Source organism: Rhizobium sp. A22-96 (genome assembly GCF_053521805.1).
On the sequence record NZ_JBNWDQ010000001.1, the window covers coordinates 1,107,229 to 1,130,727 of the forward strand.

The 23,499-nt window shown below is 58.8% G+C and carries 21 protein-coding genes; 8 read left to right on the forward strand and 13 right to left on the reverse strand.

Features of this window, described 5'->3' with window-relative positions:
* Positions 1-74: 74 nt before the first annotated feature.
* The 7 genes from ACQZ6F_RS04990 to ACQZ6F_RS05020 form a co-directional block, all read right to left on the reverse strand.
* Entirely contained in the window at positions 75-980 is a 906-nt protein-coding gene (locus ACQZ6F_RS04990) for a UTP--glucose-1-phosphate uridylyltransferase (RefSeq protein WP_077470262.1), read from the reverse strand.
* A gap of 7 nt (positions 981-987) precedes the next feature.
* A complete protein-coding gene (locus ACQZ6F_RS04995) occupies positions 988-2,013 on the reverse strand; it encodes a glycosyltransferase family 2 protein (protein ID WP_077470261.1) in 1,026 nt (341 codons plus the stop codon).
* Positions 2,010-2,948, reverse strand: coding sequence for a glycosyltransferase (locus ACQZ6F_RS05000; RefSeq protein WP_449092893.1), 939 nt, complete (start codon positions 2,946-2,948; stop codon positions 2,010-2,012). Before ACQZ6F_RS05000 ends, ACQZ6F_RS04995 begins: the two co-directional genes overlap by 4 nt.
* Positions 2,945-3,919, reverse strand: a complete 975-nt coding sequence (locus ACQZ6F_RS05005; protein ID WP_449092894.1) for a glycosyltransferase family 2 protein — start codon at positions 3,917-3,919, stop codon at positions 2,945-2,947. Before ACQZ6F_RS05005 ends, ACQZ6F_RS05000 begins: the two co-directional genes overlap by 4 nt.
* Before the next feature lie 20 nt (positions 3,920-3,939).
* Positions 3,940-5,151, reverse strand: coding sequence for a glycosyl transferase family 1 (locus ACQZ6F_RS05010; RefSeq protein WP_449092895.1), 1,212 nt, complete (start codon positions 5,149-5,151; stop codon positions 3,940-3,942).
* A gap of 104 nt (positions 5,152-5,255) precedes the next feature.
* The gene (gene exoK, locus ACQZ6F_RS05015) at positions 5,256-6,059 is read right to left on the reverse strand and encodes an endo-1,3-1,4-beta-glycanase ExoK (RefSeq protein WP_077470257.1); all 804 of its coding nucleotides are present in this window, start codon (positions 6,057-6,059) and stop codon (positions 5,256-5,258) included.
* A gap of 4 nt (positions 6,060-6,063) precedes the next feature.
* Positions 6,064-7,149 (reverse strand): acyltransferase family protein, encoded by a 1,086-nt coding sequence (locus ACQZ6F_RS05020; protein ID WP_449092896.1) that lies wholly within the window; start codon positions 7,147-7,149, stop codon positions 6,064-6,066.
* 573 nt (positions 7,150-7,722) lie between these two features.
* Between ACQZ6F_RS05020 and ACQZ6F_RS05025 the strand changes: the two genes are divergently transcribed.
* From ACQZ6F_RS05025 to ACQZ6F_RS05035, 3 genes are all read left to right on the forward strand, one after another.
* A complete protein-coding gene (locus ACQZ6F_RS05025) occupies positions 7,723-8,730 on the forward strand; it encodes an alpha/beta fold hydrolase (protein ID WP_077470256.1) in 1,008 nt (335 codons plus the stop codon).
* Between the two features lie 223 nt (positions 8,731-8,953).
* Positions 8,954-9,913 (forward strand): glycosyltransferase family 2 protein, encoded by a 960-nt coding sequence (locus tag ACQZ6F_RS05030; RefSeq protein ID WP_449092897.1) that lies wholly within the window; start codon positions 8,954-8,956, stop codon positions 9,911-9,913.
* Positions 9,914-9,999: 86 nt separating this feature from the next.
* Positions 10,000-10,944, forward strand: a complete 945-nt coding sequence (locus tag ACQZ6F_RS05035) for a polysaccharide pyruvyl transferase family protein (protein WP_449092898.1) — start codon at positions 10,000-10,002, stop codon at positions 10,942-10,944.
* A 12-nt stretch (positions 10,945-10,956) separates the two neighbouring features.
* On the opposite strand, the gene ACQZ6F_RS05040 is transcribed toward ACQZ6F_RS05035, so the two are convergent.
* Both ACQZ6F_RS05040 and ACQZ6F_RS05045 read right to left on the reverse strand, forming a co-directional pair.
* The gene (locus ACQZ6F_RS05040; RefSeq protein ID WP_449092899.1) at positions 10,957-11,964 is read right to left on the reverse strand and encodes a glycosyltransferase family 2 protein; all 1,008 of its coding nucleotides are present in this window, start codon (positions 11,962-11,964) and stop codon (positions 10,957-10,959) included.
* Positions 11,965-12,053: 89 nt separating this feature from the next.
* Complete coding sequence (locus tag ACQZ6F_RS05045) at positions 12,054-12,344, reverse strand: exopolysaccharide production repressor protein (RefSeq protein WP_077470252.1); 291 nt, start codon at positions 12,342-12,344, stop codon at positions 12,054-12,056.
* Positions 12,345-13,074: 730 nt separating this feature from the next.
* Here ACQZ6F_RS05045 and ACQZ6F_RS05050 point away from each other — a divergent pair.
* The 4 genes from ACQZ6F_RS05050 to ACQZ6F_RS05065 all read left to right on the forward strand — a co-directional run bounded on the left by ACQZ6F_RS05050 (position 13,075) and on the right by ACQZ6F_RS05065 (position 17,413).
* The gene (locus ACQZ6F_RS05050) at positions 13,075-13,755 is read left to right on the forward strand and encodes a sugar transferase (RefSeq protein ID WP_077470251.1); all 681 of its coding nucleotides are present in this window, start codon (positions 13,075-13,077) and stop codon (positions 13,753-13,755) included.
* Positions 13,756-13,838: 83 nt separating this feature from the next.
* Positions 13,839-15,113, forward strand: coding sequence for a polysaccharide biosynthesis/export family protein (locus tag ACQZ6F_RS05055; RefSeq protein ID WP_449092900.1), 1,275 nt, complete (start codon positions 13,839-13,841; stop codon positions 15,111-15,113).
* 9 nt (positions 15,114-15,122) lie between these two features.
* Positions 15,123-16,415, forward strand: coding sequence for an O-antigen ligase family protein (locus ACQZ6F_RS05060; RefSeq protein WP_077470249.1), 1,293 nt, complete (start codon positions 15,123-15,125; stop codon positions 16,413-16,415).
* Positions 16,412-17,413: an acyltransferase family protein gene (locus ACQZ6F_RS05065; RefSeq protein ID WP_449092901.1), complete on the forward strand. Its 1,002-nt coding sequence runs from the start codon at positions 16,412-16,414 to the stop codon at positions 17,411-17,413. The genes ACQZ6F_RS05060 and ACQZ6F_RS05065 overlap by 4 nt, the downstream gene beginning before the upstream one ends.
* Before the next feature lie 38 nt (positions 17,414-17,451).
* Here the strand turns inward: ACQZ6F_RS05065 and ACQZ6F_RS05070 are convergent, their stop codons facing one another.
* The 4 genes from ACQZ6F_RS05070 to ACQZ6F_RS05085 all read right to left on the reverse strand — a co-directional run bounded on the left by ACQZ6F_RS05070 (position 17,452) and on the right by ACQZ6F_RS05085 (position 22,290).
* Positions 17,452-18,426 (reverse strand): ABC transporter permease, encoded by a 975-nt coding sequence (locus ACQZ6F_RS05070; RefSeq protein WP_077470247.1) that lies wholly within the window; start codon positions 18,424-18,426, stop codon positions 17,452-17,454.
* Between the two features lie 29 nt (positions 18,427-18,455).
* Entirely contained in the window at positions 18,456-20,006 is a 1,551-nt protein-coding gene (locus ACQZ6F_RS05075) for a sugar ABC transporter ATP-binding protein (RefSeq protein ID WP_449092902.1), read from the reverse strand.
* A gap of 93 nt (positions 20,007-20,099) precedes the next feature.
* Positions 20,100-21,089 (reverse strand): ABC transporter substrate-binding protein, encoded by a 990-nt coding sequence (locus tag ACQZ6F_RS05080; protein WP_068395386.1) that lies wholly within the window; start codon positions 21,087-21,089, stop codon positions 20,100-20,102.
* 181 nt (positions 21,090-21,270) lie between these two features.
* Positions 21,271-22,290 (reverse strand): aldo/keto reductase, encoded by a 1,020-nt coding sequence (locus ACQZ6F_RS05085; protein ID WP_449092903.1) that lies wholly within the window; start codon positions 22,288-22,290, stop codon positions 21,271-21,273.
* Positions 22,291-22,583: 293 nt separating this feature from the next.
* On the opposite strand from ACQZ6F_RS05085, the gene ACQZ6F_RS05090 reads away from it, so the two are divergent.
* Positions 22,584-23,486 (forward strand): GntR family transcriptional regulator, encoded by a 903-nt coding sequence (locus tag ACQZ6F_RS05090; RefSeq protein ID WP_449092904.1) that lies wholly within the window; start codon positions 22,584-22,586, stop codon positions 23,484-23,486.
* Positions 23,487-23,499 lie beyond the last annotated feature (13 nt).

Genomic DNA, 23,499 nt, shown 5'->3' on the forward strand with positions numbered 1-23,499 from the left:
AGTCGGAGAAGCCTGAATGGATAATAAGCTGTGACCCGCGGCCTCGACGGCCGCGGGTCAGAACGTGAACAGGCTTATGCAGCGGTCATCTGCGCTTCGTGCGAGACGACCAGGTTGCGGATCGAGTCATAAACCAGGCCGCCGATATCGGAGCGAGCGAGCGCAAAGGCGACGTTCGCTTCGATGAAGCCGTGTTTGGACCCGCAGTCGAATGTCCGTCCGTTATAGACCTGGGCATGGAAAGATTGCGTCTCGGAGAGGCGCAACATGCCGTCGGTCAGCTGGATTTCATTGCCGGCTCCGCGCTCCTGGCGGGCCAGAATATCGAAGATCTCGGGCTGGAGGATATAACGACCATTAAGGTAAAAGTTTGAAGGCGCTTCCGACGGATGCGGCTTCTCGACCATCTTGGTCACGGCGAAGCCGTGACGGACGGCAGCTCCCTTGCCGATGATGCCGTATTTCGAGGTCTCTTCGGGGGCGCATTCCTCAACAGCTACGATATTGCCGCCGACTTCGCTGTAGAGGTCCATCAGGCCGGCCATACAGCCGCGCATGCCATAGCAGAGCATATCCGGCAGCAGCAGCGCAAAAGGTTCGTTGCCGATCAGGTCACGGGCACACCAGACGGCATGGCCAAGGCCAAGCGGCGCCTGCTGGCGGGTAAAGCTGACGGAGCCCGGCCGCGGCAGGAGACGCTCCAGCTCGCTGACCTGATGGCTCTTGCCGGCCAGCCGCAGCGAGGAAATCAATTCCGGCGTATCGTCGAAGTGATCTTCGATCGCCGACTTGTTGCGGCTGGTGACGAAGACGATGTGCTCGATGCCGGCTTCGATAGCCTCGTCGACGGCATATTGAACGACTGGACGATCGACGATCGTCAGCATCTCCTTCGGCATTGCCTTGGTGGCAGGCAGGAACCGGGTTCCGTTGCCGGCAACCGGAATGACTGCTTTTCTCACACGGTGCTTGGGGTCCATGGCTCTATCATCCTTTGTTAGAGTGAGGGCCTGCGCCCATATTGGGCAGGGGCGAGGAGAGTTGAGAGGCGGGTGTCTGCTGACGGCCGCCGCGCAGGGACGCGGCAAGACGGCGCAGGCGGGCGGCAACGGGCATGCTCAGATGACGCATCGCGCGCGGGTTGAGGAGTGCAATCTTGAGAGTGCTCGGCAATTCGCGCTCCTTGATGCTGGCGACCAGCATCAGGAAGGCTTTGACCTCTTTCAGATTGCGCGTTCGCCGCCTTTGTGCGGCAAGTGCCGCAGCGCCGAAGGGATGTTCGGCAAAGAACCTGGCGTCGGCGGAAAGCATGGCCTCGACATGTTCTCTTTTGAGAACACGCGATATCGATCCATCGCGAATGTAATAGAGATAACCGACCATCGGCTCGACGACGCAGACGCCGCCTCTGGCAAGTGCAGAGGCCAGGAAAATATAATCCTCGCCGATCCGTAACCGCTCGTCGAAACGCAGGCGATGCTTTTCCAGGAATTCCCGCTCGAAGACCGGCTTCATGTAGCCGAAATTGTGCTCGGAACGGAAAATCATGTTCGAGGCGATGAATTTCGCCAGCGTCAGCACCGGTAGGCGGGTGAGTACCGCTTCGGGAAACATCGGAACGATCGTTCCGACATCTTCGCGAATGACGTCGAGATTATCGACCGCGATCTGGGCCTCGGCCTTTTCCGCCCGGGCAATCAGACGCGCCATTCGATCCGGTCGCAAAGCGTCGTCGGAATCGAGCACGGCTACCCAGCGGCCACGGGCCGCATCGAGACCGGCGTTGCGGGCAGCACCCGGACCACCGTTACGCGCCAGTGCGACAAGACGAACACGGGGATCGGGATGATTGCCGGCAATATCTCGCGTACTGTCGGTCGAGCAATCGTCGACGACGATCACCTCCATGCTGACGGCGCCCTGGGCGAGCGCACTGTCGATGGCACGCGCGAGCGTCTCCTCGGCATTATAGGCAGCGATGACGAAGCTGACATCGGGGATGAAATCCGTCATTGCGGCGCCTTCTCCATAGTTCCGTATTGCTCGATCTCGCGAACGCCAAAGAGGCCGCTGACGACGCCGGCATGCATAATGCCGCGCAAGCCGTAACGATGCCGCTTGACGGGCGAGGCAAAGAGGAGTGCCGCAACGACAAAGCAATAGGCTGACTTCGTGCCGGCAAGCACGATTGCGCGCAACGGCCACGCGCCCGACCCATCTTCCAGCAACATGCGACCATGGGTCTGGCCCATGCGGAACCGACGCTTGGCAAGCCACGAAACGGTAGCGCGTTTGCCGGGAACCGGCTCATGGATCAAGGCATCCGCCGCGAAAGCGATGCGGCCGCCGGCATTGTGCATATGGGTGAAGAACTCGGTATCCTCGCCGCCGGTGCGACCGAGCGCGATGTTGAAGCGGCGCCCGACGAGCGACGGTGCGCTGCGACGCAATAGAACATTGCAGGTGTAGCCGGTGCGGATCTCCCCCGCGACCCAGACAGGCAATGTCGAATGGAAATCGCCATTCCGCATCCAGGCGGGCGCGGTGCTCGCATAGCTAGCCTGCACAGGCCCGAGAACGGCATCGGCACCGGTCGTCTCCGCCATGACGAGCAATTCCGCCAGCCAATCTTCCGAGGCCGTCTCATCGTCATCGATAAAGGCGACGAAATCGCCGTCCGCATTGTCCAGGCAGGCATTGCGGGCGATCGAGATATTCGAGGCCGGGCAATGCACATAGGCGATCTCGAACGGAACGGCAGAGCGCATGGCATCGACGCGATCGCGGGCGCTCGGCGTCACATCATTGTCGGCAACGATGATGCGCACGATGATGCCGGCGGGGATAGTCAGTACCGCGAGCGACAGCAGCGTCTGATCCAGCTCGACGCGACGGTAGGTGCAGACGGCAATATCAATCCTGATCGGACGGCGGAGGGTTTGCGTCATGAAGCCACCCTTCTGTTCCGAAAGCTCAGCACTTCCATCCAAAAACCCATTGACCAGGCAAAATGCATGACCATGGCGGAAATGGCGGCAAGCGGGCCATAGGGGTTCTTCTGGCCAACTGCGATCCAGAAGCCATAGGCGATGCAGGCAACAGCCCAGAGGCTGAGCGGAATGACTGCGATCCAGTTGAGGATCGCCAGGAAAGCACCGATAAAGATTGGCACGACGGCAAGCGGCAGCATCTGACGCACGCTCGGCATGCTGCGATGCTTGAGAATATTGCGGGCGCGGCCCCGGCCATAGCCGAGATATTGCCGGAACAGCGTCGGGACGCTGGAACGCGGGTAGTAGGTCATCGCCGTCTTGTCGGTCAGCCAGATGCGGAAGCCGGCCTTGTGCAGCCGGTAATCGAGCTCGGCATCCTCGTTGTGGCTGAAGGTTTCGTCATAGCCGCCGACGGAACGGAAGGTTGCGACACGCATCAGCGCATGATGGCCATGCTCGGCCCAATGCCCCTTGGCGCCCTCGCGATGCTTGGAACCGCCATTGCCAAGCTTGGAATTCTGCGCAACTGCCGTTGCCTTCTGAAAGGCGCTGAAGCCCATAGTGCGCATGGCGACGACGACGGAATCCGCTCCGGTCACGTCGGCCTCCCGAACCAGCGTCTGGCAGTAATCGTCCGGATAATCGCCATGAGCGTCAATGCGGATGAAATAATCATATCCGTCACCGAAGGTTTCAATCGCAAGGTTGATTGCGGCACTCTGCAAGCGCTTCGGATTGTCGATCAGAAGAACGCGCGGATCGTTGGCCGTGATCTCCCTGACAATCTCGCGCGTCCGGTCAGTGCTGCCGCCATCGGCAACCACGATCCGCGCATCGAGGTCATCCAGCGCCTGCCCGAGTTTGCCGATCAGCGGCTCGATGTGCTTTTCCTCGTTGAGGCAAGGAATAACGATTACGCAACGCATATCCCTTGAGCTTCCAGTCATCATTGCAATCCACCTCTATTGCGATGCAGTTGTGGGAGGGCCTGTATTTCGGCGATCTGCTCGTTGGCGCGCGTGAGGGCGGCCAGCCGCTGCACCAGCCCCTGGCAGTCGGCACGATCGATCATCCATTGCTTGCGATCCTGCGCCGCCACGGCGCCGAAGGCCGCGAGATAGCGCTGCTCGTCCATACCGTCGAAAAGGGCGACGAGATGCGAAGCGTCGGCGTTGTCGAGCGTGAGCCCGATTTTTCGGGAAGCAAGAAACCGTCCCGTCTCGGTGCCATCCATGGCAATCGGCACGGTGCCATAAAGCCCGCCCTCATAGAGGCGGTTCGGTAGCAGCCAGCTGGAATTCAGCCCCTCTTCGAAGAAGTCGATGGCCCAGGAGAACTGAACTTCACTATAGATCGCGGAGAGATCCTCCGGGTTCTTGTAGGCGCCGGCGAACTGCATGAAGGGCGCATCGCGCACGAAGCTGTCGAAATCGTCGAATTCCGAGCGAGCCGGCCGGCCACGCAGGACGATTTCGAAGCGGCCCTCCATCCGTCGTGAGAAGTCATCGAGCAGAGCCAGGGACTTGCGGCAGCGCAACGCGCCGAACCAGCCGATCTTCCATGGCTTGCCGGCAATCGGCGGCCGCGCCGCCGAGACGATGTCATTTGTTGTTGCGGCCTCGATCGCCAGAACCTTGTTCTCGAGCAGCATGATCGGCAGGTGCAGGCCGGAACGCGGCCGGAAATAACGTTCGACAAAGGCCGGCGAGCTGGTGATGAGCAATGCCGCCTGTGCACCAAAATGGCGCTCGGCGCTGCGAAGCGCTCCCCCCAGCATCCCGTCGCCAAGCAGCAGCCGATGGATATCCAGGCATTCATAGACCACAGGCATGTCGCCGCCGAAAACGGACCTGGCGCGATTGGCGAGAGCCAGCATTTCGAGGTTGCGACCGATAATGACATCCGGCCGCGCCACTGAGCGCAGAGCATTGCGCAATTTCACCGCCGATTTGGCGACCGCGGTGACCCGCTGCGCAAATTGAGCGTCTTTCGTCCTGCCGAGCTCGATCGGCTCGATGCCGTTGATGGCAGCAAGCACGTTGTCGTCACGCCGGAAGCCTGCCAGCGTCACCAGCGCCCCACCGGCCTGCAGCATCAACACCCGCCTGCGTACGGCAGGATCGGCGAGATCGTGGACGAAATAAAGAATATGCAGCATCAAGATTTCCGCTTTCGCGACCGGTCGAGACCAGACGCATGGTGTGGTTGGTGTTGCATCATGGCATTGGACCGGCCGCCCATTCCTTGGACAGCCGGCATGGCTCAGTCGAGTTTGCAGGTGATCGATTCCGGAAAGAGGCACTTCTCTCCCGCTTTCGTGAAGGCAACGCGCTTGATCTGCATGGTCGCAGGCTCGCCGGTATAGGCAAACTTGCCCATCCAGCCACTCAGCGTGTCCGTGCCCCAAAGGCTGAAAAAGATCTTCTGAGCATTGCTCGGTATCTTGGAAGGATCGGTAACGTCCTGAACGAGCTTGCCGTTCACATAATAGCGCAGACGGTCCTTCTCCCAGACGAACGCGTAGTCGTTAAAGCCCTGGTCTGCACCGCCGGCGACCGGCGCCAATTTCTCGTTGCCACCCTTGGCCGAGATATATTGGTTGACCTGCACCTGGCCGGCATTCTTGCCGAGCACTTCGAAATCGATCTCATCATGCGGCTTCTTGTCGGTCGGGCCGATATAGGTGAAGAAGGCCGAATTCAGGCCCGACCCGGTCGCGGTGCGATAACGCGCTTCATAGGTGCCGTAACCATAACGCTGGGTGGTCTGGATTTCGCCGCAGGCATAGTTGCGCTGACCGATCTTGCCCTCGGTAAGCTGCAGCTGCAGCGATCCATCCTTGATGCTCACCTGCTTTCGCGACCAGGTACAATTCTGATGCGGCCCATTGTTCCAGCCATCGGAAATATACCAGCGGCTGGTATCGAGACGCTGGAAGTTGTCAACGAAAGATCCGCCAGTCGGTTGATCATCCTGTGCCGAAGCGACCTGCGGAATGAAGCAGGCGCCCAGAAGAGCGAGGGAAACGAGACCCAGTTTTCGCGCGTGGCTTGTCGATGTCATCATAGCATCACCTTTGCTCGGAGCGCACGCGCCGGTCGTCGGCGGTGCGGTTCCCGGCAGCAAGAGGTTCGGCCTGTGGCCGAGCCCGGCTGCCGGTCAGCAGATTGTAGAAGGACGGCAGGGCGTGACGCGCCATGCCATTGCTCAAAGGCAGCAGCAGCAGGGTGCTTGCCGCCGCCAGGAGATAGAAAATCGGATAGTGCTCACTGCCGCTGCGGTTCCAGAGGACCCAGAGACAGAACAGCAGGGGATAATGGGCGCAGAAGATCCAGAAGCTCAATCCGCCGGTTCCGGCCAATCCCTGCCCGAGGCGGCTTCTGATCAGGATTGCCGAGAGCGCCCAAAAACCGGGTATGCCAACAAGGATCATCAGATTGCGGCTGACTTCAAGCCACAATGGCAGGCCAGGCCCCGCCATATAGGCAACCGTCGCGAGAATGGCAGCAAGCGCAATGAAAGCAGGAGCAATCAAGGCAGCATAGCGGTCCATCATCGTGACATCGACACGGTAGATGCCAAGATAAATGCCGAAGCTGAAGCTGAATAGAATAGAGTTGCGCAGAACAATACCGATCGATATCGGCCATGCCGCGAGCAGAAGAAGAAACAATAGCGTCGGCAACGGTGCGCGGCGAATGAGAAATGCGAGAATAGGCGACAGAAGGATACAGACGAACAGATCGCGCAGGAAATAAAGCGGAAGATTAATCGGCGCACCATCTATTGCGAAAAGAAGCGTTGAGAGAGTCCGTGGACTGGATTCCGACAGATCCGGCAGATAGCCATCGCCAATACCGTAGTACTGAAGAGCAAAGACGAAGGCGAAGAAAGCACAGTTCCATAGAAAGAACGGAAGCATGACCGTCTTTGTCTTGCGAGCGATCGTCTTTCCATAATTCAGCGACGCTGGTCCATTGCGAAACAACAGATAGCCGGAAATTGCACTCAAGCAAGGCACACCGACCCTAAACAGGCTGTCACGCAAGAACACTCGCAGCCAGTCGAAAATACCATAAGCACCGTTGAACGGGCTCGTATGCGTATCGAACGGTATATGGACAAAGATGATGCCGGATATGAGCACGATACGCATGAGATTTATCCGCGAAGACACGTTGGCAGTCACATTCACGATGTCTGTCACCCCTTCTTCGGGCCGCATCCCCCACGCGGCCGTTTCAATGAGAGCAGATCAAAGCTCGCAGACGATAACCTAGGGCGCTCTTGGGAAAGGGAATATGGCAGCGCAGCAAAAATGAGCGGAAACCAATCTTTGACGACGGGCAAAAGACGTCGTTTGAGGTCGTCTCAAACGTGAAACAACCGATTTAAATGCAAAAAAACATCTGTAGGCAGAAGCATTTAAGCATCTTCCGATATTTTGGCGACGGCTTCAGACGGCGTATTCGTGCCGCCTCGATTTTTTTGACAGAAGGTGAAGATTTTTTGCAGCGCAGCAGAATTTGAGAGACGAACCATGACCAAAATGCGACAATCTTACAATCCTGATGGGAAAGCCTTGCGGGAGCGCTCCCCTTATGGCTGCAAATTCCGCATGTGCGTCGGCAATGAGGGCTTGCCGTATTCAGCTGCCGCCCGTGAAACCGAATTTCGATCCTGCTCGTATGTCCATCAGAGTGATCCCGAGACGTGAATTCGAGGCCTAATGTCCACCCTTCCCTTTCCAAAGACTGCTGCCGTGTTCTGGCTTTTCTTTTCGTTCGCAGCACTGGCCAATGCCGGTAACGCGGAGACTTTCGCAGGCCAGCAGCAACGCATCGATGTCGGTGGCTTCAAGCTGAACAGCATCCTGATCGAGGCCGGTGCGGCGCCGGACCTGCCGCCGATCGTCTTCATTCATGGTGCGAGCACCAGCCTTTACGACCCGCTTCTATCTTTCCACAGCAAGCTTGAGGGCAGAGCCAGATTGCTTTTCGTTGATCGTCCGGGTCATGGCGGCTCCGATGCGGGCGGTGCGGAGACTATCCTGCCCGATGCTCAGGCGGATGCGATCGCGCGCCTGATGGAGGCTCGCGGCATCGGCAAGGCCATTATTGTCGGGCATTCCTTCGGCGGCGCTGTCGTCGCCGCCTTTGCCCTTCGTCATCCGGATAAGGTTGCGGGCCTCGTTTTCCTGTCGCCGGTTGTCTATCCCTGGCCAGGCGGCATCGCCTGGTACTATGGCGCTGCCCGACCACCGCTGACCGGCCTGCTCTTCAGCGCGCTCATCGTGCCCCCTATCGGCGTCCTGACGATCGACGGCGCAACGAAAGCCGTTTTTGCCCCCAATCAACGCCCCGCCGGGTACATCAAGGCGACCAGGGCACTACAGGCTCTTCGGCCGGATGCCTTTCAACACAATGCCAGGGAAATTGCCGCCTTGAGCGATTGGGCGAAAGGTGCCTCGCCACGCTATCGCAAGATCAAGGCACCGACTGTTATCATCGCGGGTGATGCCGACAAGACCGTTTCTACAGACATCCACGCCAGACACCTCGCCCGCGATATCAGCGGCTCGACACTGATCGTCATCCATAATCTCGGGCATAAATCGGACTATGTGGCGGCCAACCTTGTCGTCGCCGCGATCGAGAAACTCTCGGGCAAAAGATCCGACCTGCGAGCGGCTTCGAAAGCGCTCGAACGGCGCATCGCGCATGACGGCAAGGACTGATCGATCTCGGCAGACAGGCAAGCCCTTCATTGACAATCTTCGATAAAACGCTGCCTCTGACATTGCTCCGCATCAAATCGACGCTACCTGTTGGCGTCACGGCAGTATCCACCACCGGCCAAACGACCCCCGAAACCGTTGTGGATGTTGCCGAAAGCCGATGGTTGCGTCCCCAGGGGATGAGGCCGCAAACTCTTGGATTTGAAACCGTAAAGGCGGGAAGATGGCGTCAATCACGATTGTTATTCCGTTCTATCAGAAGCAGACAGGCGTTCTGCAGCGCGCTTTAAGATCGATCTCTCAGCAGACGTTTCAGGACTTCGATGTCCTCATCGTCGATGATGCATCGCCACTTCCGGCAGAAAATGAGCTACAGTCGCTGAGCAGCGAACAGCGGGCACGCATCAAGGTGATCCGTCAGGTGAATGGCGGTCCGGGCGGCGCGCGCAACACCGGCCTCGACAATGTGCCGGCCGAGAGCCGGTTCGTGGCGTTTCTCGACTCAGACGATGAATGGGCGCCGGATCACCTCGGCAATGCGTTCGAAGCACTGACGCGCCACGACGCCGATTGTTACTGGGATTCCATCGAGGGAGGCGATGAATTTTCCTATCATTTCGGTATCGCGGAACTCGGCAAATCGGCTGGGAATGTGCAGCTTTCCGAGAAGCCTTCGGTCATCGAGATCCCCGATATCGCCAGCGTCATGCTGCAGGACTGGAGCTTTCTTCACATGTCCTGCATGGTGATCGGCCGGCCGCTCTTCGAGAAAATTCGCTTCGAACCGACATTGCGACTGGCAGCCGAAGACATCCTGTTTTTCTGCGACTGCATCCTCGCGGCCAAGCGGGTCATACTGTGTGAAAACACTGGTGCATTGCGCGGCGAAGGCGTCAATATCTTTCACAGCATCGACAATGACTCCCCGCAATTCCTGCGTCAGCAGTTCAACACGTGGACGGCGCTGAATACGCTGGAACAGAGATTTTCACGCCGGCCGCAGGATGTCGCCGCTATCAGGCAGTACAAGAATCGTGCCCGCCGCCAGGCGCTCTGGAGCCAGGCGCGACAGGTGAAACAGCGGCAAATGCCGCAATTCGGGTTGCTGGCCAAATGGGCCCTGCGCGATCCGGCAATTTTACAAAGTGCCGTGCGCCTTGCCGTGGGCAAACTAGCGCCCTAGATTTTGCAGCGCAGCATTGGCTGCGCATGCCGCATCGAAGAGCCACGGCGTGCCCCGCTATCATCTGGATCAGCAAGGAGTACTGCATGAAGCCGTTCCACTGGGAATCCACCCATGGCAATTTCGGTGACGACCTCAATCTCTGGCTCTGGGATTTCCTGCTTCCCGGCCTTCGCAATGCTCATGAAGAGACGTTGCTGGTCGGTGTAGGCACTGTCCTCAACACCGAGATATTGCCGGCCGAGGGCCATAAGCTCGTCATCGGCAGCGGTTTCGGCTATGGCTCGCTCCCCGATACGAACGACAAATCGAAATGGGACGTGCGCTGTGTCCGCGGCCCGCTGACGGCGAAGAAAGTGGGACTGCCCGTCGAAATGGGCATCGTCGACCCAGCCGTGCTCGTCACCGAGATGCCGGAGTTTCAGAATCTGCCAAAATCAGGCAGGCGCACGTTCATTCCCCATTGGGAGTCGGCCGCCGCCGGTCTCTGGCCCGAAATCTGCAAGACGGTCGGTCTTTCCTATCTCGATCCTCGCGGCGAGGCCAAGGCCGTCATCCGTGAGCTCGCGGCATCCGAGCTCATCGTTGCCGAATCCATGCATGGCGCGATCCTTGCCGATGCCTTCCGCGTGCCGTGGATTGCCGTCAGCTCGTCGCGCTCCATCAACAGCTTCAAATGGAACGACTGGGCGCAATCGCTCGGGGTCACCTATGCACCGAAGCACATTCCCGTCTCCACCCGCGCCGAGGCGATCGCCAAGGGCGCCCGCTTCTGGGGCCTTGGTTTTGAGCGCAATCAGCAGGCCGCGAAAGAATTGGAAAAGCAACGGCACGGCGAAACCGTGCTGCTTGCCGATCCCCAGCAGACCCCGCTTCGGGTGATGGCGAAGCAGGCGCTTGCCATGCCTTCGGCGCTCGCTCTCTGGCAGGCGAGCAAGGCAAAGCCGCAGCTGAGCAAGGATGGCGCGCTTGCGGCTTGCAAGGAGCGGCTGCTGACCGTGATCGAAGGCGTGCGCCGCGATTACCTTTAGACCCGGCGAGACCTACTCCGGAGCGGCCTGCAGAAGATACCGCAGGCCGTTCGCTCCGGAATGGGCGATCGGTGCGCCTCCTCCGCGGAACCGTTCTGTTTTGTCGGCAAGGATCCCACCCGCTATGGCCGGAACGGCAAAGGGATGGCGAAGGGCATAGGTGGCAGCCGCAGCCATGCCCGATTGCGATTTGACGTCGAGGAAATGCCTTAACTCGTAGCGGTCGCGAATATGCCGCTCATGGCGGCGGATCACAGCGGCATCTGCCGGCGAAAGACCGCCTTTTGCCAGGATCGCCCGGTCGGCTTCGTAAAGGCGCCGCAAATCTTCAGTTTTGTGGCTGCCGCTCAGGGAATTGCCGCGCACCACGGCACCGTAGCCGCAGCTATGGATGACCTTGTAACGCGCGGCCTTGGCCAGGGCACGCACATAGAGATCGTAATCCTCGCCCAGCCGCAGCGCCTCATTGTAGCGCAAGCCATGTGCATCCAGGAAGGAGCGGCGCATCAGAGGCTTCAGGAAACCAATCTCGCCGCGACGGACGCCGCGTTTGGAAATATTGCCCTCCACGAAGGCAACGAGATCGAGAAAGCGTGGCTTGGCGTCGAAATGATCAAGCCTGGCATGGGCGTCGGGAACAGTATCGGCAGTAACGAAAGCAATATTGTCGGCGACAAAATCCCAATCATCGCGGGCAAGCAGCGAGCTGAAGCGTCCGGGGAAAAAGAAATCGTCGGCATCGAGAATGCCAATCAGCGGAGCCTTGGAGATCTCGATCGCATGATTGCGTGCTGCCGCAGGACCGCGATTTTTCTCGAATTCGTGGATCAGCAGCCGACCGCTGCCGTCATTCGCTTTCGCGGCAACCGCCGCCGTGCCATCATTCGACCCATCGTCGATGACGACCACTTCTGCAACCTCGGGCTCTCGAAGGGCTGAGGCTATGGCAAGCCCGATGGTATCGCTGGCATTCTTTGCCGCGATGATTACGCAGACGCTCTTTTCCGCACTGTCAGCCACGTCGGTCTCCATTGGTTCTGCCGGAGACTTAGGACATGGCTTAAATCCGACAACCTGTCGGCGGTCAAAAGATGCGCCTGACTGCAGCGTCAGGGATTGAACGGCTCTGAGCGATTTAGGCTGGGGGCGGGCAACCCACCAACCTTCGTGTCTTCCCCGATCGGAATGGTCGCCTTGTCTTCACTTCGCGCCGCATCGAGCGCCTTGCGCTCTTTCCAGACGAGATAAAGCACACCGATGAAATATCCGATCTGCAGGAGGACGGCGCAAATGGCCGTTTCGATTAGGGTCGTCGAGAGGGAGTTCGTCAGGAAGTAAGTCGCGATGGCAAAGACGACCAGCGTGCCCAGCATGCTCACGAAAACGCGCGGCGCATACATAGTGCTACCTCGCCCGCTCATACGTTAGAAAAAAAGCGATCAAGGTCTTTCCTCCCTTATCAGACCTGAAGTCTAAATATATTTTATGATTCATTGAGATTCAACCAAGTCACGATGATCCGTTACGAATTGATACGATCCTAACGCCGGGCTCGTTAAAACTACGCCGCGATTATAATTACAATTGAATTTATTGGTTTTCTTGTCTGCACCCACAAGATGATCTGCCAAAATCATGCAATCCTTGGGACATATAGCGGCCTTGCGGCTGCCCTAATTCCCCAGCAATCCAATCAACTTTTATTACAAAGTCCGGGTGTCGCAGCTGCGCAGTATGTGCAGCGCAATATATTGCTGCATCGCACTAGAGCGAACGTGAAATCAAGTTTTCGTACGCCGGATCAAAAGTGACCTGAGGCAAAGGAAGACGATGATAATGAATAGCTTGTCCTCTCTCACCTATAACATCGTCCAAAAGCATTATCGACGATGCGGGAGAGCTATCAGCGCAGCCATTATACGCAGCCTGATACAGTAGAACTCATACATAGCAAATCACTGATTTGATTCAATCCACCACAAGTGCGGTAATTATATACCGCGATATCATATCGCTACAAAAGTTTGGCTTAAAAAGTCAAAATCACCACCTACACTCCTGCCATCACAGCTCTAACTACGCGTCCGAGAATTCCCGACCAATTTCGCCAACATGAATGGAGCTTTCTCTATGAAGTCTGCGACGAGATCGGCCACATCGGCTTTTTTCAGCGCCGTGGAAAGCGACGTCTTTCCGCCAACTGGTGGAGTATTGAAACGCGTTTTCGACGTCTCTGCCGCCCTGACCGCTCTGCTGCTCATCAGCCCTCTCTTCCTGATGCTGATGTTGCTGGTAAAGCTTTCTGATCGCGGTCCTGCCTTCTACGGCCATCGCCGTGTCGGCCACAGCGGCAAAAGCTTCCGCTGCCTTAAATTTCGCACCATGGTCGTCGATGGCGACAAGGTGCTGCAGGCCTATCTGCACGCCAATCCAAAAGCGTTGGAAGAGTGGCGCGCCACACGCAAACTGCAGAATGACCCTCGCGTCACCCTTGTCGGCGCCGTGCTTCGCAAGCTAAGCCTCGACGAACTGCCGCAGCTGATCAACATCATCCGCGGCGAGATGAGCGTTGTCGGCCCACGCCCGGTCGTGGAAGACGAGCTCGAGCTCTACGAGACTGCGGCGATCTATTATCTGCAGTCGCGCCCCGGTTTGACCGGCCTTTGGCAGGTCAGCGGCCGTAACGATGTCTCCTATGCCAGCCGTGTCGCCTTCGACACGCATTACGTCAAGAACTGGTCGCTCAGCAGCGACATGATGATCATCGCCAAGACCATTCCGGCAGTGTGCCTGTCGCGTGGCAGCTATTGACGAAGACCAGCAGCGACCGCGGGAGACATCCTGCGGTTTCCCGTGTCTGCGGGACTGCGATCTAGTAACAGGGAATATCCTGCATGATTGAATTTCAGCCTTCCAAGAGGCTCGCTCGCGTCTACACATCAGTCCGATATTCGGCTCTCCTTGTCCTCGGCGTCTGTGCAATATCGGGCGCCGCACAGGCCGATAACCTTCCCGGATATCATCTGGGTGTGATGGACAAGCTGCATGTGCGCGTCGCCGAATGGCAGACTGCCGAGGGTACCATCCGCGACTGGTCGGTGGTCTCGGGCGATTATACGGTCGGCCCTTCCGGTTCCGTTTCCATCCCTTTCATCGGCGATCTGCCCGCCACGGGCAAGACGACGGATGAGATCGCCGAAGCTATCGGCATCGGCCTGCAGAAGCAGTTCGGTCTGCGCGATCGCCCCTCAGCCTCCGTCGAAATGTCCCAGTTCCGGCCGATCTATCTTTCCGGAGAGGTTCAGAACCCGGGCGAATTTCCTTTCGCGCCAAACCTGACCGTGCTCAAGGCTGTGAGCCTTGCCGGCGGCATGCGCCGCGCCGACGCCGGCCAGCGTTTTGCGCGCGATTTCATCAACGCCAAGGGTGATGCTGTCGTCTACATGGCCGAGCGCGGTCGCCTGCTGATGCGCAAGGCCCGTCTCCTGGCCGAATTGAGCGGCAAGAACGATATCGAAGTCCCCATGGAACTCAAGCAATTGCCGCAAACGACAGCCTTGCTCGCAAGCGAGAAGGCGCTGATGCAGACACGCAGCCAGCGTATGACGACCCAACTGAAATCCCTGGAAGATCTGAAGACTCTTCTGCAGAATGAAGTGGAAACTCTCGCGAAGAAGACCGATACGCAGAGCCGTCAGCTGGAACTGGCCAAGGCCGACCGCGACAAGGTCGAAAGCCTCACCGAAAGGGGGCTGGAACTTGCCTCCCGCCGGATTTCGGCCGAGCAGCGTGCCTCAGATCTGGAAGCCACCCTTCTCGATACCGAGACGACATCCCTGAAAGCCAAGCAGGACATCAACAAGGCCAATCAGGACGAGATTACCTTGCACAACGACTGGCAGGGATCCCTGGCCCAGGACATGCAGGATACCGATACGCAACTGGAAACCCTCCAGCTGAAGCTTTCCACCAGCCAATCTCTCATGCAGGAAGCGGTCGCTCAGTCGGCCGATGCCAGCAACCTCGATTCCAGCGGGCAAGGCGTGAACGTCGTCTACACCATCATCCGCGGCGATAGCGGCCAGACGAAGGAAATCCCGGCCCAGGAGAACACCCAGGTGCTGCCCGGTGACTTGATCAAGGTCAGCACCGGTCTTGCCATGCGATAAGGAAAATCGATGCGGATAGCCAAATCGGTTTTCGTTCGTCAAGGCAGCAATACCACCTATGGCACAGTGGCGATTGCTCTGTCGTTCTTCGTCTTCGCCTATTCGTCTCGTTTCGGGCAGGCCTCGATCCTGCTTTACTATGCCCTGTGGTTCCCGCTGGTCCTGATCGACTATCGCAGCTCGCTCGGCAGCTACCAGAAGCAGCTCTGGCTCTATGCTTTCGGCGTCTTCACGTGCCTGTCGATCTTCTGGTCGGCCGTGCCTTCGGTGACTGCCCGTGCGGCGATCCAATATACGACGCATATCTTCTGTGCCTTGGTCGCCATGCGCACACTCGACATCCGCACTCTGACGCGCGGCGCGATTGCCGGCACGGCGATCGTGCTCCTCTATTCGATCCTCTTCGGATACTACGCGTATGATCCGATCGATGGCACCTATAGCTTCGTCGGCGCGTTCGATTCGAAGAACCAGCTCGGCTTCTACGCCTCTCTCGGCATCTACTTTGCCTTTGCCGCCGTCTTCGTTCTCGGCGAGCGCCGGATCTGGCTGGTTGGCGGCGGCATTGCCGGCCTGTTGTCAGCCTATTGCCTGCTCGCCTCGGCATCGGCGACCTCTGTGCTGACGACCGCGCTAATCGTGATGCTCTGCGTCAGCCTGCGCGTCATTCTTTTTCTGTCGCCACGGCAACGCAAGAGGCTGTTTGCGGCCGTCGCCATTTCCGGCGTCATCCTTGCGGTTGCCGGCGTCTATCTCGGCGCGGTCGACCTGATACTCGGCCTGTTCGGCAAGGATTCGACACTGACCGGCCGCACCTATCTCTGGCAGCAGGGCATAGCGGCCGCGCAGCTCAATCCCTTCTTCGGGGTGGGATACCAGGCCTATTGGGTCCAGGGTTTTTCTGAGCCGGAGCGCCTTTGGGAGGAGTTCTACATCGCCTCGCGCGCGGGCTTCCATTTCCACAACACCTATATCGAGACGACAGTCGAAACCGGTCTTGTTGGCGTCTTCCTGCTGGCCTCGATACTGCTGACGGCCTTTGTCGGCCATATCACCCGCTTCCTGAGTGATGACAGGAACGACGAATCCTATGTGCTGTTGGGCGTGGCGACGCTGCTTCTGATCCGTTCCTTCGTCGAAATCGACATTCTGAACCCGTATCACGTCGGCTCTTTCCTGTTCTATTTCACCGCAGGGAAGCTGTCTATGCGAGCGCGTGTGCCAAAGGCCGATCCGCTCGTTTCCTACGACCGGATGGAATTTGCGCCGCCGGCGAATTGGGAGCCTCGGACCGGTCGATGAAAACGCTCTATGGCATACAATATCTTCGCGCTCTTGCAGCACTTGCCGTCGTGTTGTTTCACGCGGCCGAGCGCAGCGGCGGTCATTTCCGTATCGGAGCAGCCGGCGTAGACGTCTTTTTCGTCATCAGCGGCTTCATCATGTGGACCATGAGCGAGCGCCGGCCAGTGACTCCGCTGCGCTTTGTCGTCGACCGCCTGCAGCGTATCGCGCCATCCTACTGGATCGTCACCGCCATCATGATCGGTGGCGCTGTTGCCGGCCTGTTTCCGAACATGCGCCTGACGGCCGGCCATATTCTCGGGTCTCTGCTATTCATCCCGGTCCGCTCGCCGAGCAATGGCGAGATCTGGCCCGTGCTGGTGCAGGGATGGACATTGAATTTCGAGATGTTCTTCTACGTCCTGTTTGCCGCAAGCCTGTTTCTGCCGCAACGCTTCCGCCTTGCCGGCATGGTCGGCGTCTTTGCCGCCTTCGTTATTGCCGGCGCCATCTTCCATCCGCAATCGCCGATGCTCGCCACCTATACGAGGCCGATCATTCTGGAATTCGTGGCTGGCGCCATTCTCGGTCGGTTGTGGCTAAGCGGAAGTATACCAGGCGCCGGCCTCGGCCTTGCCCTCGTCATCGCGTCGCTCTCGGGCTTCGCGGCCATTGAGATATTCGGCCTCGAATTCAACGAGATCACCTGCGGTCCGCTCGCAATCGCACTGGTGCTTGGCATGGTTTCGATCGAACGCGGCGGCAAGCTGCCGGAAATTCCGCCCCTCACCTATCTCGGCAACAGCTCCTATTCGATCTATCTCTGGCATACGCTCGCAATCTCCGTCATCGCGAAACTCGTGGCCTCCACGCCGATCCCATCCGATGTCGCTGCCTTCATCGGCGCGATAGCAGGAACGCTCCTCGGTATCATTGCCTATGAGCTGGTCGAAAAGCCGTTGCGCAATCTGCTCAGAAACGTCAGCTGGCGAAGAGTACGGCCCTCGCCAGCCTGAGTTTTTGGACCGGATGTTTCCGGCCAAGGCAAAGCGGATCACGGGCTGCGCCGGCGGCGCAGCTGGTCGAAATAGACGATGACGATGATCAGCACGCCGGTGATGATGCGCTGCCAGAAAGAGTTCAGGTTTAGGAGATTGGCGCCGTTGTTGATGGTCGCCAGGATGAAGGCGCCGATCAGCGGGCCATAGACGGAGCCGATCGCGCCAAACAGACTGGTGCCGCCGATAACTGACGATGCGATCGCCTGCAGCTCCCAGCCATCGCCCTGGGTCGCGTTGCCGATGGCGATACGCGAGGCAAGCAGAACACCGACCAATGCGGCGCAGGTTCCAGACAATATATAGGCGAGATAGATCATGCGGTTGACGTTGACGCCGGACAGGCGCGCCGCCTCGCGGTTGGAGCCAACAGCGAAAAGGTAACGGCCCCAGCGGCTCAAATGCAGGAACACGACGGCGGGAACCGCCACCACGATCACCATCCAGAACAGGCTCGGAATACCGAGGAAGTCGGCGACCGAGAAATTTGTGAAGGCGTCATTGACGATGTTGATGCTCGAACCATTGGTGATCAGCAGGCCGATGCCGCGCAGAGACGTCAGTGTTGCCAGCGTGATAATGAAGGGTGGCAGCCCCATGCGTACGATGCCGAAGCCATGGAAAGCGCCGATAAGCACACCGAATAGCAGGGTAATGAGGATAGCGGCCCAGACCGGAACGCCGGCTTGCAGCAGCCAGGCGACGACGACGGTGCAGAAGCCGACGATGGCGCCGACGGAAAGATCGATGCCTCCGGTAATGATGACGAAGGTCTGCCCCAGCGCAAGGATCGCCGTCATCGACCCCTGACGTGCCAGGTTGGTGATGTTAAGCTGCGTCCAGAACACGTCCGTCGAGAAGCCGAGCACGATCCATAGCGCAATCAGGAGCAGGATCAGCGTCAGGCTGAAGAGGATGTTCATCTTACGCCGCGGTGCAACGGCGGGGCCTTCTGTGGTGTTCGCGGCCATTCTTGCTCTCCCTCTTTCGATCTTATCGTTCAGACGCCAATGGCCTCGCCGAGGACTTCCTCGTGCGTGGCAGCGTGAAAATCATGACTGGCGACCAGCTGGCCGTGGCGGAATACATGCAGGCGATCGGCGAGCTCGTAAACCTCGGGCAGGTAGGAGGATATGACGATGATCCCCGCCCCCTCGCGAAGCAGCTTGGCAAACAACCGATAGATTTCCGCCTTGGTGCCGACATCGACACCCACCGTCGGCTCGTCGAAGATGAAAAGCTTGGCGCCGTGGCTCAGCCATTTGCCGATGACGACCTTCTGCTGATTGCCGCCGGACATGGCCGAAACCAGGACCCGGCGGCTCGGCGTCTTGATGCTGAGATCTCGGATCTGCTTGTCGGCATTCGCGGCTTCGCTCTTGTTGTTGATGATCGGACCACGGCTCAACCGCCCGAACACAGGCAAATTGATGTTGAGGCCGATCGGCAGGTTGAGGCAGAGCCCCTGATCGCGGCGGCTCTCCGGCGCAAGCGCTATGCCGAGATCCATCGCGTCCCGTTCATTACGGATCTGGACCTTGCGCCCCTCCCAGTGGATTTCACCCGCCGTGACCGGCTGACGGCCATAGAGGCCGAGCGCGAATTCGCTACGGCCAGCGCCGATCAGCCCGTAAAGCCCGACGATTTCGCCAGCCCGTACGGTCAGCGAGACATCCTCGAAACCGGGACCGGAAAGGCCGCGCGTCTCCAGAATGGGCTTGCCGATCGGAATCTCTTCCTTGTGGTAGATCTGTTCGATCGAGCGATTGATCATCAGCTTGATCAGCTCGTCCTCGTTGGTCTCGCCGATCGCGCGCGTGCCCACATGGGTGCCGTCGCGAAGTACGGAAACCCGATCGGCCAGCTCGAAGACTTCCTCCATGCGATGGCTGATATAGACGATCGTCACGCCTTCGCTCTGCAGGCGGCGGATCAGCTTGAACAGCTGCGCCGATTCCTTGCGCGTCAGATACGCGGTCGGCTCGTCGAAGATAAGGAACTGTGTGCCGCGCATGGCGGCTCTTGCCGTTGCGACCAGCTGCTGCTGACCAATGGTCAGAGAGCTCAGCAGTTCGGCGGCCGGCAGTCCGAAGCCGAGATCATCCAGCACCGTCTGGGCCATCGCAACCATCTGCTTCTTACGCATCAGGCCAAAGCGATTGACTTCGTCGCCGAGAAAGAGATTGGCGGCGACCGTCAGATGCGGGCAGAGGACGACCTCCTGATGCACGGCATTGATGCCACGCGCGATGGCTTCATTGGGATTGGCAAGGGCGACCGGATGGCCACACCAGAATATGTCGCCAGCCGTCCTGGTGATGACGCCGGTCAGGAGCTTGATGAGCGTCGACTTGCCGGCACCGTTTTCGCCGACAATGGCGTGGATTTCACCCGCCAGGAATGTGATCGTTGCAGGCTTCAGCGCCTCGACATAGCCATAGCGCTTCTGCAATCCCTTGAGTTCGAGAATAGGCGAGCCGGCCGGAACGCGACTTGCTTCCGTCTTGACCTTGTCATCGTGCCGATGGCTGATTTCTTCGAGGCTCGTCATGGGCTCTCCTCCCTCTCGCATTTCCGCGCGGCCGCCCGAAAGACGGACAGACAGAAGGGCTGCGGCCGACAAGTCGGCCGCAGCCTCTGAGCTTTACTTGACCTTCGGGTTGATCAAGGCTTCGATCTTCGGTTCGCTCATGTTGGCCTTGGTCACGAGGTTCGCGCCAGTGTCGACATTGGCTTCAACCTTTTCGCCCTTGGAGACGGCAAGAGCGGTCTTGATGCCGTCGTAACCCATGCGGTACGGGTCCTGCACGACGAGGCCGGCAATGGCGCCGCTCTTGAGGAAGCCGAGCGTCTTGTCGTCGCTGTCGAAGCCGATGACCTTGACCTTGTCGCTGAGCTTGTTTTCAGCAATCGCCTGGCCGACACCCTGCGCCATGATCAGATTGGAGGCAAAGACGCCCACGATCTTCGGATTTGCCGTGATCAGGTCGGTCATGATGTTGAGGCCGGTCGTTGCCTGACCGTCAGCATACTTGTCGGCGACGACCTTCAGGCCCGGATACTTGGTCTTGACCTGATCCAGGAAGCCGGTGCGGCGCTGTTCGAGAGAGCCGGCACCGGGCGTGTTGGTGATGATGACGACATCGCCTTCCTCCTTGCCGGTCATTTGCTTGATCGCAGCGGCAAGGCCATCAGCAGCAATACGGCCGCCCTGGACGTTGTCGGTGGTCAGGAACGACTTGAAAGCCTTGGAGTCGGCGCCGGAGTCGATACCGATAATCGGAACGGACTTCGCAGCTTCGTCCACCGGCTTGCCGAGCGCCTTGAATTCGGTCGGCGAGATGACGATGGCGGCCGGCTTGCCGGCGACAGCGTTTTCAAGAATGCTGATCTGGCCGTTGACGTCGGTTTCAGCCTGAGCACCCAGCTCCGGCACCTTGACGCCGAGATCCTTGCCGGCCTTGCGTGCACCGGCAAGAACGATCTGCCAGTAGAAGGACGTCGTGTCCTTGACGATGATCGGAATGGTCACGTCGGCCGCAAAGGACTGCACGGGCATGGCCGTTGCGATCAAGGCGGCGCCGGCAAGAGCGGTAAAACCGCGGCGGGATAGAAGTGACTTGGCAATATTCATCTGCTTCTCCTCTCAACGCGCTCTGTTCTCCTGCACACCGGCCGTTGAACGCTTACGGCTCGGCATCGCAATGCCCGAGGGCATCACACATCGCGCAGGGGCATTTGCCACCGACGCCAAAACAGGCTTTCTCCTCCTCGAAGCCGCCTCTCCCGACGGCCCGATAGCTCCCATTTACTGCTTACACCCGGACAGCCTCGTCTCCCAACGGAGGTGCAACCAGGGTCAATCCTTCAAATTCCGCATAGATGCTGTCGGGAAGCCGTGGCTCAACGAGTTGCATGTTGCGGACAAGACTTGCAGCCTTTGCCGTACCGATCAGGACGGACGCTACGCACTGATTGCGCAGCGCGAACTGAATTGCCGGCTGTGCAAGTGGCAGGCCATGCTTGCGGGCGATTTCCTCCATCGCTCCAACCTTGGCCAAGACATCCGGCGTCGCCGGCAGATAGTCGAAATGCGCGCCGGGCACCGGACCCGTTGCCAGAATGCCGGAATTGAATATGCCGCCCACGACGAGGGAAGTGCCTTTCTTCTCGCAAAGCGGCAACAGCTCCGCGACCGCCGAGCGGTCCAGCAGCGTATAGCGGCCAGCCAGCAGAATACAGTCGATATCGGCCGCATGCATGACATCGAGACAGACCGGTATCTCGTTGACGCCGAGACCATAGGCCTTGATCGTCCCGGATGATTTCAACTCCTCGAGCGCCTTCAATCCGGAGCCAAGGAGCTGGCCGATATAATGCTCGTTCAGCGCCTTGCCGTGGGTATAGCCGCCGATATCGTGGACATAGAGAATATCGATGCGGTTTAGCCCCAGACGGGCATAACTGAACTCCACCGACCGCATGATGCCGTCATAGGAATAGTCATAGTCTGCATCGAACGGCAGCGGATCGACATAGCCGTAATTTGGCACCTTGTCGGTCGGCACCGGACGCATCAACCGTCCGACCTTGGTCGAAAGCACGTAGCTGTTTTCCGGTTGAGCACGCAGGAAGTCGCCGACATACCGTTCGCCTAGGCCGAAACCATACCAGGGAGCGACATCGAAATAGCGAATGCCGCTATCCCAGGCAGCCTGCAAGGTCTCCATCGCCTGGTCACGCGGGCAAGCACGATAAAGCCCGCCCAATGCGGCGGCACCGAAACTGATCTCGGTGACCTCAAGGCCTGTCGTGCCGATTGTCCTTGTCTGCATCACCTCTCCCTTGTGATGACTTCTATTCTATCTTGCCAGGTCGGCAGCCGGGCGATCCAACCGGTCGCCCGCATCCCTTTCCGGCTATTGACGTGATGGGCAACTCCCTTCCATCCGCCAATTGATTTTGTTTTTTATCTACAATAAACATTTTGGTGTCAACGAGGAAATCGCCTGACGTCTTGGAGGAAGGCGGTTGGGACGGCCTCGATAAACTCCTGCAATTGACTGCCATTCGAACATGGTCCAGACAGCGCCGCCAACAAAGAGCGGCGACGATACGCGAGGGGGAAATGGCAAGACAAAACACGCTCTTCAAGGAGGCGTATAATCGCTACACGGCGCGCCTGAAGCCCGATACCGAGCTTCCGAGCGAGCCCGATATCGCCGCCGAACTCGGCGTCAGCCGCAGTACCGCGCGGGCGATCCTCATGCGTCTAAGTGACGCCGGCATCATTCTCTGGAACAAACGCCAGAAGACGGTTCTCCGTCAGCCGACACAGGCCGATCTCTTCCCCAAGGAAGAAACCGATTCACTGCACGATATCATCGAGCGCAGCTTCATGATGCGCATCATGTCCGACGAGGCCCAGCCGGGCATGCAGATCAACGAGCTGGAGCTGGCGCGCGAGATCGGCACCGGCACCTCCGTCGTTCGCGAATTCCTCATTCGCTTCAGCCGCTTCGGCCTGATCGAGAAGCGGCCCAACAGCCATTGGACCCTGAAGGGTTTCACCAGCGAATTCGCCCTGGAACTGGCCGACGTCCGCGAAATGTTCGAACTGCATTCCGCCGCCGAATTCGGCCGCCTGCCTCCCGGCCATCAGGCATGGGAAGACCTGAAAGCCATCGAACGAGAGCATCACAAGCTGTTGAAGGATTTCGACACGCACTATCGCGATTTCTCACGCCTCGACGAGAAGTTTCACCTGCTCATCCATCGCGCCTCGAATAATCGCTTCATTGCCGATTTCTACGATGTCATCGCCATCGTGTTTCATTATCATTTCCAGTGGAACAAGGCGTTTGCCCGCGAACGCAACGCCCGCGCCATAGCCGAGCATCTCGACTATATCGAAGCGCTCCAATCGCGCGATCCGCAACGGATCGATGCTGCATGCCGCGTTCACCTTGCCTCGGCAAGACAGACGCTAATGCAATCGATCCCGCTGAGCGCAGGCGAAATCCCAGGATAGGCCGCTCAGACGC